Raw genomic sequence first — 17247 nt, forward strand, 5'->3', positions numbered from 1 at the left:
GCATAGTATTTTGTATCGTATCGCTGCGGACCTGCACACGCACACCCTTGTGTCCAACCATGCCTTCAACACCATCACCGAGATGGCGCGGGCGGCGAAGGAGATGGGCTACTGCGCCCTTGCGGTCACCGACCATGGGCCGGCCATGCCGGACTCGCCCCATATCTGGTATTTTTACAATGTCCGCCGTCTGCCGGACGTGCTGGAAGGCATCCCCGTGCTGAAAGGCGCGGAGGCCAACGTGATGGATGTGAACGGCACACTGGACCTTCCCTCGGAAGTGCTGAACGGGTTGGACTGGGTCATCGCCTCCATCCACACCGACTGCCTGCCCGGCACGCTCACGGTGGAACAAGCCACGGACCTCTGGCTCAAAGTTGCCGAAAACCCGGCAGTGGACATGATCGGCCATTCCGAGCAAGCCAGGCATGTCTACGATTACGAGCGGGTGGCAAAAGTGTTTGCCGAGCGTCACAAGGTGGTGGAGCTCAACGGCAACTCCTGGGCGGTGCGCCCGGAAGGGGCGGGCAACATGAAGGCGCTGGCACTGGCCTGCAAAAAGGCCGGCTGCCCGGTGGCGCTGAATTCCGACGCCCACTCCATCTATCAGATGCAGGCGGGGGTAGGGCATCTGGTCCGGCTGCTGGAGGAAATAGACTTTCCCGAAGAGCTGGTGGTCAACTCGTCGCCCCGGCGGCTTTTGGAGGAACTGAAACTGCACAATAAACCTGTTGTGGAACGTATAGGAGGAACATTATGAAAAAGTACACCATCGGCGTCGATCTGGGCGGCACCACCATCACCGCCGGCATTGTGGACGAGGACTGCCACATCATTGCCAAGTCCACCTGCGCCACCGACCTGCCCCAGCCTCAGGAGGCGATCGAGCGGAAGATTGCCGACCTCTGCAAGCGGGTGCTCACCGAGAATCAGCTCTCCTTTGACGACATTCAGTGGGTGGGCATCGGCACCCCCGGCAGCGTGAACAGCCAGCTGGGCGTGGTGGACTTCAACGCAAACTTCGGCTACCGCGACTGGGAGCTGCAGCACCACATGGAGGAGCTGCTGCCCTGCCAGGTCTTCATTGAAAACGATGCCAACGCGGCGGCTTACGGCGAATACATAGCCGGCGGCGCGAAGGGCGCGCGCTATGCGGTGGTCATCACCCTGGGCACCGGCATCGGAGGCGGCATCATCATCGACGGCAAGATCTTCGCCGGCTTCAACTATGCCGGCGCGGAGCTGGGCCATATGGTCATCCAGAAGGACGGCCGCCCCTGCATGTGCGGGCGCAACGGCTGCTGGGAGAAGTACGCTTCCGCCCGGGCCCTCACCGAGGACACCAAGGCAGCTCTGCTCTCTCATCCGGACAACATGATGTGGAAGCTGGTGGACGGCGACGCCAACAACACCAACGCCAAGACCGCCTTCGAGGGCATGCGCGCCGGCGATGAGCTGGCCAAGCGCCTCATCGACAAGTACGTGGAGTACGTCGCCTGCGGCCTGACCAACGTCATCAACATCTTCCAGCCGGAGATCATCTGCATCGGCGGCGGCGTCTCCCGCGAGGGCGAGACCCTGCTGGGTCCTGTGCGCCGTCAGGTGGACTGGGAGGACTACGCCCGCGACGGCAAGCGCCGCGTGAAGATCAAATCCGCCGAGTTGTTCAACGACGCCGGCGTGGTGGGCGCCGCCCGCCTGGGCGATCAGGTCAAGACCTGAGCCCCGCAAAAATCAATCGTTCGGAGGCTGAGCGCAGTGGAGCAGATAGAAGCCCTGTGTCAGGAACTGAAAAAAAGAAACATCGATTTTCTCCGGGATGAGCCGCTGTCAAAGCACACCAGCTTTCGCATCGGCGGCCCGGCCAGGGTGTTCTGCACCCCCAAAAACAGCGAACAGATGGCCGAAGTTGTCGGGCTGTGCCGTCAGAACGGCGTGCGGTATTATCTCCTTGGCAAAGGTTCCAACGTCCTGTTTTCCGATGCCGGATTTGACGGCGCCGTGCTGAACACCGCGGCCATGGCCGGCGCGCCCCGCTTTGAGGGGACGACCGTTTATGCCGATGCCGGCCTTGGGCTGAACACCCTGTGCAAGGCCGCGGCCGCCCAGGGCCTTTCGGGGCTTGAGTTTGCCTTCGGCATTCCCGGCAGCGTGGGCGGCGCGGTGTACATGAACGCCGGCGCCTACGGCGGCGAGATGCGTGATGTGCTCACTGCCGTGACCTTTCTGGACGAAACGGGCACTGTTCGCACGCTGCCCGCCGAGGAACTGGAACTGGGCTACCGCACCAGCATTTTTGAGCGCACCGGCTGGCACGTTCTCAGCGCGCAGCTGCATCTTGTTCCCGGTGACCCGGCGCAGATCGAGGCGGCCATGCAGGAACTGATGGCCCGCCGCGTGGAAAAGCAGCCGCTGGAATACCCCAGCGCAGGCAGCGCCTTCAAACGGCCCCAGGGCGCCTTTGCCGGCGCGCTCATTCAGCAATGCGGCCTGCGGGGCGCACGGGTGGGCGGCGCTGCCATCAGCGAAAAGCACTGCGGCTTTATCGTGAATCTGGGCGGGGCCACCTGCGCCGATGTTCTGGCGCTGGCGGACCTCGTTTGCAAAACAGTGAAAGAGCAGACCGGCTACACGCTGGAAAAAGAGATCCGGGTGGTGGAGTGAGCCCCGGAAAGAAAAAGGGAAGAGCAAAATGGAACTTTTGATCGTGACGGGTCTTTCCGGCGCCGGCAAATCGCTGGCGATGAATGTGCTGGAAGACATCGGCTATTTCTGCATCGACAACATCCCGGCGGGGCTGATGCCCCGCCTTGTGGATTTTGCCCAGCAGGGCGAGAACATGCTGCAAAAGGTGGCCGTGGTGCTGGACGTGCGCGGCTGCCGCAGCGCCGCCGATGTGGAGGAAGCGCTGGACGGGCTTGACAAATGCGGCGTAGACTACCGCATCCTGTTTCTGGACTGCTCCGAGGAAGTGCTTCAGCGCCGCTACAAGGAGACCCGCCGCATCCACCCTCTGACCAGCTACGAAGGGGTGCCCACCGCCCGCGCCATCGCAATGGAGCGGGAAGTGCTGCGCCCCCTTTTCGAGCGGGCGGATTTTGTGCTGGACACCTCGCTTTTGTCGCCCGCGCAGAACAAAGAGCGCATCTGCAGCCTGTTTTTGCAGGAAGAAAAGCAGGGGATGGTGCTGAACATCGTCTCCTTCGGCTTCAAATACGGCCTGCCCAAGGAGGCCGACATCGTTTTTGACGTGCGCTGCCTGCCCAATCCCTTTTATATCCCCGAGCTCAAGCCCCTCACCGGCCTGGACCAGGCGGTGGTGGACTATGTGATGAGCTTTGAGGAGTCGAAAGAACTTCTGCGCCGCATCCAGTCTCTGCTGGAATACTCGTTGCCCCTCTATGTCAAGGAGGGCAAAAGCCAGCTGACCATCGCGGTGGGCTGCACCGGCGGCAAACACCGCTCCATCACCTTTGCCCGGCTCATCGGCCAGTTCTGCACGGGCCTTGGCTACCATCCCGCGCTTCACCACCGGGACGCCGGCCGCACTGCCTGAACCGGCCCGTATCTTGCTTTGAAAGGAGGCGAAAGGCTTGAGCTTTTCCCAGGATGTAAAGAACGAGATCGTGCAGAAAAAGATCACCCGTGAGTGCTGCGCCCTGGCCGCAAGCTACGGCATCGCCTGCTTTGGCCGTTATTTCGACAGTAAAGGTCTTGTACTTCACACCGAACTTTTTGGCGTTGCGCAGTATGCGAAGCGCCTGTTTGGCATCTGCGGGGTCCACGGCGCCATCATCACGAAGGAGAGGCCCAGCGGCCCCCTTTATGAGTTCAAGGTGGACGACCCGCAGGAAGTGGACAAGATGCTGAAGCTGTTCCACTGCGAGGAGGAACAGGTCAGCCGCCACATCGACCCGCGGCTCATCCGCTGCGGGCATTGCTTTTCCGCATTTGTTGCGTCGGCATTCCTGTGCTGCGGCACCATGACCGATCCCAGCAAAGAGTACAATCTGGAATTTTTGTGCCCCCGCTATAATTTGGCAAAGGACCTGGAGGGCATTTTGGCAGAGCACGAGTTCACCCCCCGGCGCACCGTGCGCAAAGGCGTGAACGTCATCTACGTCAAGGCCAGCGAGCAGGTGGCGGACCTGCTCACCTTCATGGGCGCGGGCGGCGCCGCCATGCAGATCATGGACCACAAGATGTTCAAGGAGCTGCGCAACAAGACCAACCGCCTGAACAACTGCGAAATGGCCAACATCGACAAGGTGGTAACCGCCAACGTGGCGGCGAGAAAGGCCATCGAGTACTTACAGCAAAAGGGCGACTTCGACGCGCTGCCCGCCCCCCTGCGGCAGGCGGCGCAGCTTCGTCTGGACTGGCCGGACCTGTCGCTGGCGCAGCTGGTGCAAAAGAGCCCGGAGCCCATCAGCAAATCGGGCCTTTCCCACAGGCTGAAAAAGCTGGAGCAGCTGGCCGATGAACTGCGGCAAAGGAGAAACGATGTCTGAAAAGCAATTTGTGCACCTGCATGTGCACACGGAATACAGCCTGCTGGACGGCGCCTGCCGCATCGACCGCATGTTCGACCGCCTCAAGGAGCTGGGTCAGACCGCCATCGCCATCACCGACCACGGCGTGATGTACGGCTGCGTGGACTTTTACAAGGCCGCCAAAAAGGCGGGCGTGAAGCCCATCATCGGCTGCGAGGTCTATGTGGCCACCCGCTCCCGCTTTGACAAGGTGAACCGCATCGACGGCTCCAACCATCTGGTGCTGCTTTGCAAAAACGAAACGGGCTACAAAAACCTCATCAAGCTGGTCTCCGCCGGCTTCATCGAGGGCTTTTACTCCAAACCCCGGGTGGACAAGGAACTGCTGGAACAGCACCACGAGGGTCTGGTGTGTCTTTCCGCCTGCCTTGCGGGCGAGATACCCCAGGCGCTGCTTGCGGGAGACTACGAAAAGGCAAAGGCCGCCGCGCTCTATTTCAACGACCTGTTCGGTCAGGGCAATTTCTATATTGAAATTCAGGACCACGGCATCGACGCGCAGCAGCAGATTTTGCCGCTGCTCATCCGCCTTGCCCGGGAGACGGGCATCCCGCTGGTGGCCACCAACGACGCCCACTACCTCCGCAAGGAGGACAGCAAGATGCAGAGCATTCTCATCTGCATCCAGACCGGCAAGACCGTGCAGGACGCGGACAAGCTGGAATTCGAGACCGACGAGTTCTATCTCAAGAGCACCGAGGAGATGTACGACCTGTTCTCCATCGCGCCGGACGCCTGCGAGAACACCGTCAAGATCGCCGAGATGTGCGACTTTGACTTTGAGTTCGGCGTCACCAAGCTGCCGTATTTCGAAGCGCCTGACGGCATGGACAACCAGGTCTATTTCGAAAAGCTCTGCCGCGAGGGCCTTGTGCGCCGCTACGGAGACGTTGTGACCGACGAGATGCGCGAGCGTCTGGAATACGAGATAGACGTCATCCGCCGCATGGGCTACACCAACTATTACCTCATCGTCTTCGACTTCATCAACTACGCAAAACAGCAGGGCATCCCCGTGGGCCCCGGCCGCGGCAGCGGCGCGGGCAGCCTCGCGGCTTACTGCGTGGGCATCACCAACATCGACCCCATCCGCTACAACCTTCTGTTCGAGCGCTTTCTGAACCCCGAACGGGTGAGCATGCCCGACTTCGACGTGGACTTCTGCTACGAGCGCCGGCAGGAGGTCATCGACTATGTGAACGAGAAATACGGCCACGACCATGTGGCCCAGATCATCACCTTCGGGACCATGGCCGCCCGCGCTGCCATCCGTGACGTGGGCCGGGTGCTGGGCATGCCCTACGCCCAGGTGGACTCCATCTCCAAGATGGTGCCCATGGAGCTGAAGATGACCCTGAACCGGGCGCTGGAGGTCTCGCCGGAGCTGAAAGCCCAGTACGAGGCTGACCCGCAGGTGAAGGAGCTCATCGACACCGCCATCAAGATCGAGGGCATGCCCCGCCATGCCTCCACCCACGCGGCGGGCGTGGTCATCACCCGGGAGGCCGCCAACGAATATGTGCCGCTGGCCTCCAACGACGGCGTGCCCGTGACCCAGTTCACCATGACCACCATCGAGGAGCTGGGCCTTTTGAAGATGGACTTTCTCGGCCTGCGCACCCTCACGGTCATCAAGAACGCCGAGGAGATGGTGCGCCGCCGCGAGCTGGACTTCTCCATGGACAACATCTCCTACGACGACGCTGCCACCTATGACATGTTGGGCCGCAGCGAGACCGAGGGCGTGTTCCAGCTGGAAAGCACCGGCATGAAGCAGGTGCTCACCGGGCTGCAGCCGAAGAACCTGGAGGACATCATCGCCCTCATCAGCCTCTACCGCCCGGGGCCCATGGATTCCATCCCCACCTACCTGCGCAACCGCCACGAGCCGGACAAGGTGCGCTACAAAACGCCCCAGCTGGCCCACATCCTGGACGTGACCAACGGGTGCATCGTCTATCAGGAGCAGGTTATGCAGATCTGCCGTGAACTGGCGGGCTTCACGCTGGGCCAGGCGGACCTGGTGCGCCGTGCCATGAGCAAGAAAAAGCACGACGTCATGGAAAAGGAGCGCCAGCACTTCGTCACCGGCTGCGCCGCCAACGGCATCAGCGAGCAGGCTGCCAACGACATCTTTGACGACATGAGCAGCTTTGCGTCCTACGCCTTCAACAAATCCCACGCGGCCTGCTACGCCTACGTGGCGTTCCAGACCGCCTACCTCAAGTGCCACTATCCCAGCGAGTTCATGGCCGCCCTGCTCACCAGCGTGCTGGACAACACCGACAAGGTCATCGAGTACACCGGCGAGTGCCAGCGCCTCGGCATCAAGGTGCTGCCGCCCAGCATCAACGTCAGCGACGGCGGCTTCACGGTGGACGGCAAGAGCATCCGCTTTGGCCTGAACGCCACCAAAAACGTGGGCCGCAATCTCATCGCCGCCGTGGTGCGGGAACGAAAGGAAAAGCCCTTCACCTCGCTCTATGACTTCTGCCGCCGCCTGCACGGGCAGGAGCTGAACCGCCGCGCGGCGGAAAGCCTTGTGAAGTGCGGCGCCTTTGACGAGACCGGCGTCAGCCGCAAGGCAATGCTGGAGAATGTGGACGCCATCTTCAAGAGCGTGGAGACCGACGTGGGCCGCAACGTGGAAGGTCAGCTGGACCTGTTCAGCCAGCTTTCCGGCGAGAGCGCCGGCACAGCAGGGGAGGACTTCCACATTGAGGACCACGGCGAGTTCCCGCTGCCCGAATTGCTGAAAATGGAGAAGGAGGTCAGCGGTCTGTATCTGTCCGGCCACCCGCTGGACGGCTACCGCCAGCAGATCCAGAAGATCGGGGCCTGCCGCATCGCCGACCTGATGGGGGAGGAGGCCCGCCGCTACGACGGCAAGCACGTGAACATCGTGTGCGCGGTCATCAAAAGCAAGTTCATGACCACCCGCTCCAACACCATGATGGCCTTCACCAATGTGGAAGATTTGAGCGGCACCATGGAGATCATCGTGTTCCCCAAGGTGCTGGCGGACTGCCGCAGCGCGTTGCAGGACAACGCCGTGGTGGTCATCAACGGGCGGGTGTCGGTGAAGGACGAGGAGAATGCCAAGCTGGTGGCGGAAAAGATCACGCCCATCGAGGAGTATTCCGCAAACGGAGCCGCCGCACCGCGTCCCGCACAGGAAAAACCGGCCCGCAAGGGGATGTACCTCAAAGTGCCCAGCCGCAGCTGCCCGCAGTTTGCCAAGGTGGAGAATCTGCTCTCTATCTTTGAGGGCCCCTTGCCGGTGTATATCTATTTTGAGGACCAGAAACAGCTCACGCTCGCGCCCCGCAACCTGTGGAGCATGGAGCATGAACTTTTGACGTGTGAGCTGAAACGCATTTTGGGGGATGGAAATGTGGCGTTCAAATGAAAAAACGCCTGATAAAGCCATTCGCACAATTTGCGGCGTGCTGGTTTGACAAAATTTGTGAACATTTGGTCACATCTTTCTTTTGCGTTTTTGTTGCACCGATGGTATAATAGCCCTGTGGTAATCCACAGCTGTGAGGCCGCGGTGTTTTTCCGCGAAGAGCCTGTCGGCTTTTTTGTAATGAATCGTTTTAGGGGGGCTTTTTTATGGCAAAGGAAGTCAAGACGATTGGCGTACTTACCAGCGGCGGCGATGCGCCTGGCATGAACGCTGCGGTGCGCGCCGTTGTGCGTACCGCCCTTGGCCACGGCATGCGGGTGATCGGCATCCAGCGCGGCTTCAACGGCCTGCTGAACGGCGAGACCTACGAGATGAATCTGCGCAGTGTTTCCGAGATCATCCATCGCGGCGGCACTGTTCTGTATACCGCGCGCTGCCTTGAGTTCAAGACGGAGGAAGGTCAGCGCAAGGGCGCTGAAATGTGCGAGAAGCTGGGCATCGACGCGCTGGTGGTCATCGGCGGCGACGGCTCCTTCCGCGGCGCCAAGGCGCTTGCCAATCTGGGGATCCCCTGCATCGGCATCCCCGGCACCATCGATAACGACATCGCCTGCAGCGAGTACACCATCGGCTACGACACCGCCATGAACACCGCGGTGGAGATGGTGGATAAGCTGCGCGACACCACCCAGAGCCACGACCGCTGCAGCGTGGTGGAGGTCATGGGCCGCAACGCCGGCTACATCGCCCTGAACGTGGGCATCGCCACCGGCGCCATCGCCACCCTCATCCCCGAGCGGCCCTACGATCTGGAGCGCGACATCCTGGAGCGGATGCAGTTCACCCAGAAGACCGGCAAGAAGCACTTCATCGTGATTGTTGCCGAGGGCGCCGGCCATGCGCAGGATCTGGCCAACGAGATCCAGGCCCGCACCGGCATCGACTCCCGTGCCACCGTTCTGGGCCATGTGCAGCGCGGCGGTTCTCCCACTCTGCGGGACCGCGTCACCGCTTCCCGCATGGGCTATCAGGCGGTCATCCTGCTGGAAAAGGGCATCTTCAACCGCGTTGTGGCAGTGTCCGCCGACAAGATCGTGGACTACGACATCAATGTGGCCCTGTCCATGCACAAGAGCATCGACACCACCCTGCTGGATGTGGCCGAGACCATCTCCATCTGAATCCTGTCCTCACGGGCTCGCCGCTGTGCGGCGGACCCGTTTTCTTTTCCCTGTTTGTGCCATACTCTCTGTGGCGTTTCGTATGGTTTTCGCGGGCTGCAACCCCGGGTTGACAAATTTCAAGCTGCCGTTTGGTGGCGCGCAACCGGGTTTTCCTGTATGCTGGACCCAGGCGAAGGGCACGATATGCCCGCCGCACTCGAACTATGGAGGAACACGCAATGATCTTTGCCGACAAACTGATCCGCCTTCGGAAGAAAAACGGCTGGTCACAGGAAGAACTGGCCGAAAAACTCAATGTATCCCGTCAGGCGGTGTCCAAATGGGAGGGCGCGCAGACCGTGCCGGAACTGGAAAAGCTGCTGCAGATGAGCGCGCTGTTCGGTGTGACCACCGATTATCTTTTGAAGGACGAACTGGAGCAGGAAGAGTATGCCCCAGGCGGGGAAGAAGCGGCCGTGAAACGCATCACTCTCGGGCAGGCCCAGGAGTTTTTGCAGTGGCGCAAAAAAGCCGCCGTTCTCATTGCCGCGGGCGCTTTTCTCTGCATCGCTTCCATCATTCCGCTTTTAATGCTTGGGGCTGCTTCGGATGCAGGCGTTGCCGGCGTTACGGAGGAGATCGCCGGTGCTGCCGGGCTGTGCGCTCTTGTGGTGCTGGTCGCCGCGGGCGTTTCACTCTTTGTCTGGTGCGGCTTCAAGAACGCCCCCTATGAATTCATCGACAGCGAGCCCTTTGAGACGGAATATGGCGTGCACGGCTTGGTGACTGAGAAAAAGAAGAATTACCGCGGCACCTATGCCGCCTGCAACATTGCGGCCACCTGCATCTGCATCCTTTCGATCATTCCGCTGTTTTTGAGCATCCTGCTCAAAGGCGATCTGCTCCCAACGGTCCTGCTCTTGTGCCTGACCATCCTGCTGGCCGGCGTCGGCGTGGTGCTCTTCATCCTGTGCGGCGTGCGCTGGGCCAGCATGGCAAAACTTCTCCAGGAAGCGGACTACGCCTATTGTGAAAAGGAAAAAAACGGCGCGAAAGAGGCTGTTGCCTGGGCTTATTGGTCCCTTGCCGTAGCGATTTATCTCGGCTGGAGTTTCCTGTCCGGGCGCTGGGGCATCACCTGGGTTGTCTGGCCGCTGGCCGGCGTGCTGTATGCCGCGCTGAGCAGCATTCTTCAGCTGACCGTCTGGCGCAGCGAGGATTCAAATTCCTGAATTTTCACGTTTTTCCCTCTGCCCGAATATCTTTTTAAAAGAACATCGGGTGAAAAGGGGGCGTTTTCCATGCGGCGGCAGAACAGCGAAGCAGGTCGAAAAAAGGGGAAGTTGAATCGATTTGCCCTGTGTGCGCTGCTTTTGTCCGCGCTGCTGCTTTTCAGTCTTGTAAAGCTGGAGCAGAAGATACGGCCTGTTGCCCGAACGATGGCAGAGTATGAATGCCGCGAGCGGGCGGTGCGCTGGATGCAGGCCGCGGTGGGCGACTGCCTGCGCCGGTCGCCTGAACTGCTGGAGGACTTGTATATTCTCCGCTATGACGAGACCGGTCTGGTGCAGAGCGCCGAAACTGACACTGCCAAGCTGGCCCGCCTGCAGTACACGCTGGAGGGCGATCTGACCCAGGCGATGGAAGAGGGCGCGGCGGATTTCTCCATCCCGCTGGGCACCCTTCTGGGCCTGCAACTCTTCTCCGGGCGCGGGCCAGACATCACTGTAAAGGTTATCCCCCTGTCACACGTGGAAAGCCAGGTTGAGACCGATTTTTCCGCCGCGGGCGTGAACCAGACCAAGCTGCAGACCGACCTTGTGTTTTCGGTGCAGATGTGCGCCGTGCTGGCAGGCATGCAGGTGGAAACGACGGCCCAGAGCACCATCTGTGTGGCTCAGGTACTGATCGTGGGCCAGACCCCGGAATTTTATGTGGAAGGGTCCGGCTGATTGTGGTATAATGGCTCGAGACGACCAGCCGCCCGCAGGCGGCTTTTGCAGAGGTGAAAAACGTGGAACTGGAACAGGCAAAGGAGCGGGTCGCGTATCTCCGCCAGGTGATCGAACGCAACAACCGCCTTTATTATGAGCAGGACGCCCCCGAACTGGAGGACTATGAATATGACGCGCTGACTCGGGAACTCAAGGCTCTGGAAGCCGAGTATCCCCAGCTGGTCACGCCGGATTCGCCCACCCAGAAAGTGGGCGGCGCGCCTTCCGGGCGGTTCGCCAAGGTGACCCATCAGGTCAAGATGGAAAGCCTGCAGGACGCTTTCAGCTTTGATGAGCTGCGGGAGTTCGACCGCAGGGTGCGGGGCGAAAGCCTCGAACCGCTGTATGTGGTGGAGGTCAAGATCGACGGCCTCTCGGTGAGCCTGGAATACGAGAACGGGCGCTTTGTGCGCGGCTCCACCCGGGGCGACGGCGTGGTGGGCGAGGACGTGACCGCGAACCTCGCCACCATCGCGGACATCCCCAAACAGCTGGAAAACGCGCCGGAATATCTGGAAGTGCGGGGCGAGGTCTACATGCCCCACGCAGCCTTTGAAAAGCTGGTGGAAGAGCAGGAGCTCAGCGACAAACAGCCCTTCAAGAATCCCCGCAACGCCGCCGCCGGCTCGCTGCGCCAAAAGGACAGCCGCATCACCGCGGGCCGCGGGCTCTCCATCTTCGTGTTCAACATCCAGCAGATGCGGGGCGGCCCCACCATCACCAGCCATCGCCAGAGCCTCGATTATGTCAAATCCCTGGGCTTTCCCGTGTCGCCCCGCTACAACAGCTTCACCGACATCGAGGACGCCATCGGCGAGATCGAGGACATCGGCCGCCGCCGCGGCGAACTCTCCTTCGATATGGACGGCGCGGTCATCAAGGTGGACGACTTCGGCCAGCGGGAGGTGCTGGGCAGCACCAACAAGTTCCCCCGCTGGGCCATCGCCTTCAAATATCCGCCGGAGGAAAAGCCCACCACGCTGCTGCAGGTGGATGTGACGGTGGGCCGCACCGGCGTGCTCACCCCCACGGCGGTGTTCGAGCCGGTACAGCTGGCGGGCACCACCGTCAGCCGTGCCATCCTGCACAACCAGGACTTTATCGACCAGCTGGGCGTGTCCATCGGCGACACCATCCTGGTGCGCAAGGCGGGGGACATCATCCCCGAGGTGGTGGCGGTCACCGCCCATGCCCACGAGGGCGCCGCGCCCTTCCGCCTGCCGGACACCTGCCCCAGCTGCGGCGCAAAAGTGGTGCATCTGGAAGACGAGGCGGCCCTGCGCTGTATCAATCCCGAGTGCCCGGCCCAGACGCTGCGCAACCTCATCCACTTCGCCTCCCGGGCGGCCATGGACATCGACGGCCTGGGCAAGGCGGTGGCGGCCCAGCTGGTGGACAAGGGCTACGTGCGCTGCGCCGCCGACCTCTACGACCTGACTGCCGAGCAGCTTCTGACGCTGGACAAATTCAAGCAGAAGAGCGTGGAGAATCTCTTGGGCGCCATCGAGGCCAGCAAGGAGAACAATCTGGACAAACTGCTCTTCGGCCTTGGCATCCGCAACATCGGCGACAAGGCCGCCGCCCTGCTGGCGGAGCATTTCGGCTCGATGGAGGCGGTGCAGGCCGCCGACGCCGAGGCCATCAGCGCCATCGACGGGTTCGGCGGCGTGATGGCCCAGAGCGTGGTGGAGTTCTTTGCCCGCGAAGGCACCGCCGACCTGGTGGACCGTCTGCGCCGCGCCGGGGTGAACATGACCTGGCACGGCGAGGAAAAGACCGACAAGCTGGCGGGCAAGACCGTCGTGGTCACCGGCACGCTGGAGACCATGTCCCGCGCCGAGGCCGAGGCCCTCATCGTCAAGAACGGCGGCAAGGCCAGCGGCTCGGTCTCCAAAAAGACCGCCTATGTGGTGGCGGGCGAGGCCGCGGGCTCCAAGCTCACCAAGGCCCAGCAGCTGGGCGTGCCCGTGCTCACCGAGCAGGAATTCCTGGCAATGCTGCAAAGCTGAAGCCCTTCACACAACAGAACATGGCGCAGAGCGCCCGTTTCCCATCGGGGAAGCGGGCGCTCTTTTTGTTCTATCCCGGCCCGGGGCCTCATACCATAGAAAGCAAAGGGACGGTGAAACAAAATGGACGAGTATTACGCCGCGATACGCCGGCTGCCCGGCTTTCTGCGCCGCCCGCTGGAGGACTTGTCTCCCCGGCAGGCACAGACCATCCACGAGATACACCTGCGCAGCGGCAGGCCGGTGGTGCTGACCTGCGCCGACGGGCAGTTCTGTCTGCCGGGCCAGGGCGCGGGACAGGGCGGGCCGACGCTGACCCACGCCCAGCTGCAGGAGTGCTTTTATTCCTTGTGCGAACATTCGGTCCACAGCTATGAGCAGCAGCTTGCCCGGGGCTTTTTCACGCTGCCGGGCGGGCACCGGGTGGGGGTGGCGGGCCTGTTCCACATGCAGGGACAGGCCATGAAGGGGCTTTGCACCGTCACCTCCCTGAACATCCGCATTGCCCGCACGGTGACAGAGGAACTGCCCGCCCCGCTGCGGGACCATCTGCTGGGGCCTTTCCGTGGCCTTGTGCTGGTGGGCCCTCCGGGCAGCGGCAAGACCACCTTGCTGCGCGGCGTGTCGGCGCTGCTGAGCCGCGCTGGCAAAAAGGTGGCGGTGGTGGACGAGCGCATGGAGATATGGCCCTGCGGCCCGGCCGGCTTTGCCGCGCCGGTGCCGATGCACTGCGATGTGCTCAGCGGCTGTGACAAGCGGGAGGGCATCATCAGCGCCCTGCGCAGTCTTGGCCCGCAGGTCATCCTCTGCGACGAGCTGGGGGACGAAGGGGATTTTGCCGCGGTGTGCGCCGGTTCAAAGGGCGGCGTGAGCTTTGTCTGCACCGTCCACGGCGACGCGGTGGAAGCGGTGGAACAGCGCTTTTGCGCCACGCGGGAGCAGCTGGCAAAAAGCTTTTCCTGCATCGGGCTGCTGGCGGGTGCGAACCGCCCCGGCGCTGTGCAGCAGGTGTGCTGGCTGTGAGCGCGGCGGTCCGTCTTCTGGGCGCCGCACTGGTGGCTTTTTCCGGCTGGGCCGCCGGATGGTGGCTGACCGAAAAAAAGCGGCGGCGGCTGGCGGCGCTGGAACAGCTGGAACGGCTCATCGCGCTGGCGCAGGATGAGATCGTCTACCGCGCCGCCCCTTTGAGCGAGATCCTCGCGCTGCTCAAAGCGCGGCGGGACATGCCCGGCCTCTGTCTTGAGGAGTGCGGGCAGCTGGAGGCGTTTTCCTGCCCGCCCGACCTGGACAGGCCCGCCTGGGACCAGCTGGAGGGATTCTTCACCCGGCTGGGCAGCGCGGCAGGGCAGGAGGAGGCGCGGCACTGCGCCTATTATCTCAAGCGCTGCGCGCTCCTGCGGGAAGGCGCGCGGCAGGAGTACGAACAGGCCAAACAGCTTTATACAAAAGCAGGGCTGTGCTGCGGTGTGCTGGCGGCGCTGATGCTGTTTTGAGCCGGGAAAAGGAGCTGCAAATGGATATTGACCTTGTGTTCAAGATCGCCGCCATCGGCATCATCGTGGCGGTGCTCAATCAACTGCTAATACGCTCCGGCCGGGAGGATCAGGCCATGATGACCACCCTTGCCGGCCTGATCGTGGTACTCTCCATGCTGGTGCAGCAGATAAGCGATCTGTTCATCAGCATCAAATCACTGTTCAATCTCTGAAGGCCATGGAGATCTTCGGGATAGCGGCCTTCGTGCTGGTGGCGGCCATGCTCACCGTGCTGCTGCGCCAGTATCTGCCCGCCTATGGAGCGGTGTGTCTGACTTTGTGCGCGGTGCTGCTGCTGGGGCGCATCCTGCAGCTGGCACAGCCGCTGGTGGAGTGGTTTTCCGCCGCCGCCGGCTATCTGGACGGCGACAGCTTTCTGGTGGTGCTCAAGGCCGCAGGCATCGCGCTGGTGGCTCAGAACATGCAGGACGTGTGCAAAGACGCGGGTCTTTCCACCCTGGCGGGCAAAGTGGAGCTAGCGGGGCGCTGCCTGATCCTGGTGTGCGCACTGCCGCTGTTCGAAAACATCATGGGGGCGCTGATCGCGTTTTTGCAATGAAACGAATCCTTTGTATCCTTTTTCTGCTGCTGGTGCTGCCCGCCGTGGTTTTTGCCGAGGGCGAAGCCCTGCCGCCGGACGTGCAGCAGGCGCTGGACGAGCCGGGCATCACCGCCGAAGAGTTCCAGCAGGCGTCGCTGGGCGAGATGCTCAGCGCGCTGCTCAAAACCGCCCGGCAGCAGTTTGAAAAGCCGGTGCGCCTGCTGGTGCAGCTGCTGGGCGCGGCGCTGCTGGGCGCGGTGGCGCTGGCCCTTGCGCCTCAGGGCGACTGGTCCGGGCCGCTGGAGAGCGTCTGTGTGTTGGGCATGTTCACCGTGAGTCTTTCCCCGGCGCTGGAACTGGTGAACACGGTGAGCGAGAGCGTCGCCCGGTGGCAGGTGTATCTGGTCAGCTTCGTGCCGGTGTTTTCCGGCGTCGTTGCCAGCTGCGGCCAGCCCACCCAGGCCATGGTGTACAGCGGCATGTTCCTGACCATGGCCAACTTCAGCGCCCAGGTCATCTGCGCGGCGGCGCTTCCGGTTTTGCAGGTCTATCTGGCGCTCAACACCGCCGGAGGCCTGTGCGGCATCGGCGGCGTGGCCGACGGCTGCGAACTTCTGGCAAAGGCGGTCAAATGGCTGCTGGGGCTGGTGTCGGTGCTGTTCGGGGCGGTGCTTGGGCTGCAGAGCGTGCTGGCCCAGAACGCCGACACTCTGGCCATGAAGACCGGCAAGTTCCTTATCAGCAGCAGCATCCCGGTGGTGGGCAGCGTAGCCTCCGACGCAATGGGCAGCGTGCTCAGCGGCCTGCGGGTGCTCAAAGGCTCACTGGGGTTTGCCGCCATCGCCGTGCTGGCCATCGATTTTCTGCCCATTCTGGTGCAGAGCGCCTTTTATTATCTGGCCTATCAGCTGGGCGGCGCTGTCTCCAAGGCCTTCGGCCTGAACCGGGCGGGCCGCGTGCTGGAGGGCATGGGGCAGGCGGTGGGTATCTGTGTGTCGTTTCTGGTGTTCTTTTTCATGCTGGTGGTGCTGTCCACCGCGCTGATGATCACGATGGGGGGAGGGGGATAGTCATGAAACTCTGGGCGCTGAATGTCTGCGTGGCGTGCATCCTGGCCGGGGCGCTGGACCTGTTTTTGCCCCGGCAGGGCAGTTTCAAAAGCATAAAAACCGTGCTGGCGCTGTATATTTTAGTGTCGGTGGTGACCCCGGCGGCAGGTGCGGACTGGACGGGGCTGGCAAGCCTCTCCTTTGAATCGGACGTCCAGCCCGCCGATTACTCGGACTATGTCTCTGGCTACGCCTGCCAGAGCCTTGCCGGGCAGCTGGAAGAACGGCTTGCGGCCGCCGGCATCCAGGCGCAGGTGGAGATAGCGCCCGGCAGCGGCCAGACGCTTCCCGAAGTGACGCTGTGCACCGACCAGCCGGAAAAGGCGTTGGAACTGGCGAAGGAGCTTCTGGGCGAGTCGGAATATTCCTGGCAAACAACGGAGCCGCAGGCATGAGGGAAGGAAAAATGAAATTGGAACGGATCGGAGCGCTGCTTCCCAAGCAGCTGGCCGGGCGCGGCAGCCTGGTGTTTTTCGCAGGGGTGCTGGGGGTCTTTCTCCTCATCGCGGGCGGCCTGCCCTTCTCCGGCAAAGAGGAAGCGGCGGACGCCTCCGCGGCCTCCGGCGCCACCCGTCAGTGGAGCGAAGCCTATGTCCGGCAGCTGGAGGAGACTCTCACCGAACTGATCGGCTCCATCGAGGGCGCGGGCCGCACGAAGGTGGCGGTCACGCTGGACGCCAGCGCCGAGACGGTCTATGCCCTGGACGAGACCGACGGCGGCGAAAACGGCCAGCGGCAGCTGGAGCACATTCTGGTGGATACCCGTGAGGGTCAGGATGCGCTGGTGGAGATGACCTGGGAGCCCGTCATCCGCGGCATTGCCGTGGTGTGCGAGGGCGCGGACGATGTGACGGTGAACGCCCAGATCACCCAGGCAGTCTCGGTGCTCACCGGGGTGTCCACAAACCGGATCAGCATATCAAAAATGAGTTAA

17 protein-coding genes are annotated in these 17247 nt (G+C 62.3%); all 17 read left to right on the forward strand.

Features of this window, described 5'->3' with window-relative positions; translation table 11 throughout:
* The first annotated feature begins 10 nt into the window (after positions 1–10).
* The 17 genes from ACMI1Q_RS04125 (at position 11) to ACMI1Q_RS04205 (ending at position 17247) form a co-directional block, all read left to right on the forward strand.
* Positions 11–760 carry a phosphatase gene (locus tag ACMI1Q_RS04125; RefSeq protein WP_419502903.1) on the forward strand — a complete coding sequence of 250 codons (750 nt, stop codon included), beginning with the start codon at positions 11–13 and terminating at the stop codon, positions 758–760.
* Complete coding sequence (locus ACMI1Q_RS04130; protein ID WP_177521537.1) at positions 757–1722, forward strand: ROK family protein; 966 nt, start codon at positions 757–759, stop codon at positions 1720–1722. The genes ACMI1Q_RS04125 and ACMI1Q_RS04130 overlap by 4 nt, the downstream gene beginning before the upstream one ends.
* A 45-nt stretch (positions 1723–1767) precedes the next feature.
* Positions 1768–2664: a UDP-N-acetylmuramate dehydrogenase gene (gene murB, locus ACMI1Q_RS04135; RefSeq protein ID WP_419502923.1), complete on the forward strand. Its 897-nt coding sequence runs from the start codon at positions 1768–1770 to the stop codon at positions 2662–2664.
* Between the two features lie 28 nt (positions 2665–2692).
* Positions 2693–3556 (forward strand): RNase adapter RapZ, encoded by an 864-nt coding sequence (rapZ, locus tag ACMI1Q_RS04140; RefSeq protein ID WP_177521536.1) that lies wholly within the window; start codon positions 2693–2695, stop codon positions 3554–3556.
* Positions 3557–3593: 37 nt separating this feature from the next.
* Positions 3594–4511: a DNA-binding protein WhiA gene (whiA, locus tag ACMI1Q_RS04145; protein ID WP_419502904.1), complete on the forward strand. Its 918-nt coding sequence runs from the start codon at positions 3594–3596 to the stop codon at positions 4509–4511.
* Positions 4504–7962, forward strand: coding sequence for a DNA polymerase III subunit alpha (locus ACMI1Q_RS04150; RefSeq protein WP_419502905.1), 3459 nt, complete (start codon positions 4504–4506; stop codon positions 7960–7962). The genes whiA and ACMI1Q_RS04150 overlap by 8 nt, the downstream gene beginning before the upstream one ends.
* 206 nt (positions 7963–8168) lie before the next feature.
* The gene (gene pfkA / locus ACMI1Q_RS04155) at positions 8169–9143 is read left to right on the forward strand and encodes a 6-phosphofructokinase (protein ID WP_177521533.1); all 975 of its coding nucleotides are present in this window, start codon (positions 8169–8171) and stop codon (positions 9141–9143) included.
* Between the two features lie 221 nt (positions 9144–9364).
* Positions 9365–10357: a helix-turn-helix domain-containing protein gene (locus ACMI1Q_RS04160; RefSeq protein WP_419502906.1), complete on the forward strand. Its 993-nt coding sequence runs from the start codon at positions 9365–9367 to the stop codon at positions 10355–10357.
* Positions 10358–10564: 207 nt separating this feature from the next.
* Positions 10565–11077, forward strand: coding sequence for a sporulation protein YunB (locus ACMI1Q_RS04165; protein WP_419502907.1), 513 nt, complete (start codon positions 10565–10567; stop codon positions 11075–11077).
* Between the two features lie 53 nt (positions 11078–11130).
* The gene (gene ligA, locus ACMI1Q_RS04170; protein WP_419502908.1) at positions 11131–13128 is read left to right on the forward strand and encodes an NAD-dependent DNA ligase LigA; all 1998 of its coding nucleotides are present in this window, start codon (positions 11131–11133) and stop codon (positions 13126–13128) included.
* A gap of 123 nt (positions 13129–13251) precedes the next feature.
* Positions 13252–14151: an ATPase, T2SS/T4P/T4SS family gene (locus ACMI1Q_RS04175; RefSeq protein ID WP_419502909.1), complete on the forward strand. Its 900-nt coding sequence runs from the start codon at positions 13252–13254 to the stop codon at positions 14149–14151.
* Positions 14148–14621, forward strand: a complete 474-nt coding sequence (locus ACMI1Q_RS04180; protein WP_330057769.1) for a stage III sporulation protein AB — start codon at positions 14148–14150, stop codon at positions 14619–14621. Before ACMI1Q_RS04175 ends, ACMI1Q_RS04180 begins: the two co-directional genes overlap by 4 nt.
* A 20-nt stretch (positions 14622–14641) precedes the next feature.
* On the forward strand, positions 14642–14836 hold the full coding sequence (gene spoIIIAC, locus ACMI1Q_RS04185) for a stage III sporulation protein AC (RefSeq protein ID WP_177521527.1): 195 nt from the start codon (positions 14642–14644) through the stop codon (positions 14834–14836).
* 5 nt (positions 14837–14841) lie between these two features.
* Positions 14842–15222 carry a SpoIIIAC/SpoIIIAD family protein gene (locus ACMI1Q_RS04190; protein WP_330057767.1) on the forward strand — a complete coding sequence of 127 codons (381 nt, stop codon included), beginning with the start codon at positions 14842–14844 and terminating at the stop codon, positions 15220–15222.
* Positions 15219–16274: a stage III sporulation protein AE gene (locus ACMI1Q_RS04195; protein WP_419502910.1), complete on the forward strand. Its 1056-nt coding sequence runs from the start codon at positions 15219–15221 to the stop codon at positions 16272–16274. The genes ACMI1Q_RS04190 and ACMI1Q_RS04195 overlap by 4 nt, the downstream gene beginning before the upstream one ends.
* Positions 16275–16276: 2 nt before the next feature.
* Positions 16277–16708: a hypothetical protein gene (locus ACMI1Q_RS04200; protein ID WP_419502911.1), complete on the forward strand. Its 432-nt coding sequence runs from the start codon at positions 16277–16279 to the stop codon at positions 16706–16708.
* Positions 16709–16719: 11 nt separating this feature from the next.
* Positions 16720–17247: a hypothetical protein gene (locus tag ACMI1Q_RS04205; protein ID WP_177521523.1), complete on the forward strand. Its 528-nt coding sequence runs from the start codon at positions 16720–16722 to the stop codon at positions 17245–17247.

The organism is Candidatus Allofournierella excrementavium (assembly GCF_048526665.1).
In the GTDB taxonomy this organism is placed as follows: Bacteria; Bacillota; Clostridia; order Oscillospirales; family Ruminococcaceae; genus Allofournierella_A; species Allofournierella_A excrementavium.

Excerpts from the sequence above, each read along its gene's own strand:
- ACMI1Q_RS04195 (WP_419502910.1), top strand. The coding sequence starts at position 15,219 with ATGAAACGAATCCTTTGTATCCTTTTTCTGCTGCTGGTGCTGCCCGCC.
- rapZ (WP_177521536.1), top strand. The coding sequence starts at position 2,693 with ATGGAACTTTTGATCGTGACGGGTCTTTCCGGCGCCGGCAAATCGCTG.
- ACMI1Q_RS04190 (WP_330057767.1), top strand. The coding sequence starts at position 14,842 with ATGGAGATCTTCGGGATAGCGGCCTTCGTGCTGGTGGCGGCCATGCTC.
- ACMI1Q_RS04175 (WP_419502909.1), top strand. The coding sequence starts at position 13,252 with ATGGACGAGTATTACGCCGCGATACGCCGGCTGCCCGGCTTTCTGCGC.
- spoIIIAC (WP_177521527.1), top strand. The coding sequence starts at position 14,642 with ATGGATATTGACCTTGTGTTCAAGATCGCCGCCATCGGCATCATCGTG.
- ACMI1Q_RS04160 (WP_419502906.1), top strand. The coding sequence starts at position 9,365 with ATGATCTTTGCCGACAAACTGATCCGCCTTCGGAAGAAAAACGGCTGG.
- ACMI1Q_RS04165 (WP_419502907.1), top strand. The coding sequence starts at position 10,565 with ATGGCAGAGTATGAATGCCGCGAGCGGGCGGTGCGCTGGATGCAGGCC.
- ACMI1Q_RS04130 (WP_177521537.1), top strand. The coding sequence starts at position 757 with ATGAAAAAGTACACCATCGGCGTCGATCTGGGCGGCACCACCATCACC.
- ACMI1Q_RS04200 (WP_419502911.1), top strand. The coding sequence starts at position 16,277 with ATGAAACTCTGGGCGCTGAATGTCTGCGTGGCGTGCATCCTGGCCGGG.
- ACMI1Q_RS04205 (WP_177521523.1), top strand. The coding sequence starts at position 16,720 with ATGAAATTGGAACGGATCGGAGCGCTGCTTCCCAAGCAGCTGGCCGGG.
- pfkA (WP_177521533.1), top strand. The coding sequence starts at position 8,169 with ATGGCAAAGGAAGTCAAGACGATTGGCGTACTTACCAGCGGCGGCGAT.
- ACMI1Q_RS04150 (WP_419502905.1), top strand. The coding sequence starts at position 4,504 with ATGTCTGAAAAGCAATTTGTGCACCTGCATGTGCACACGGAATACAGC.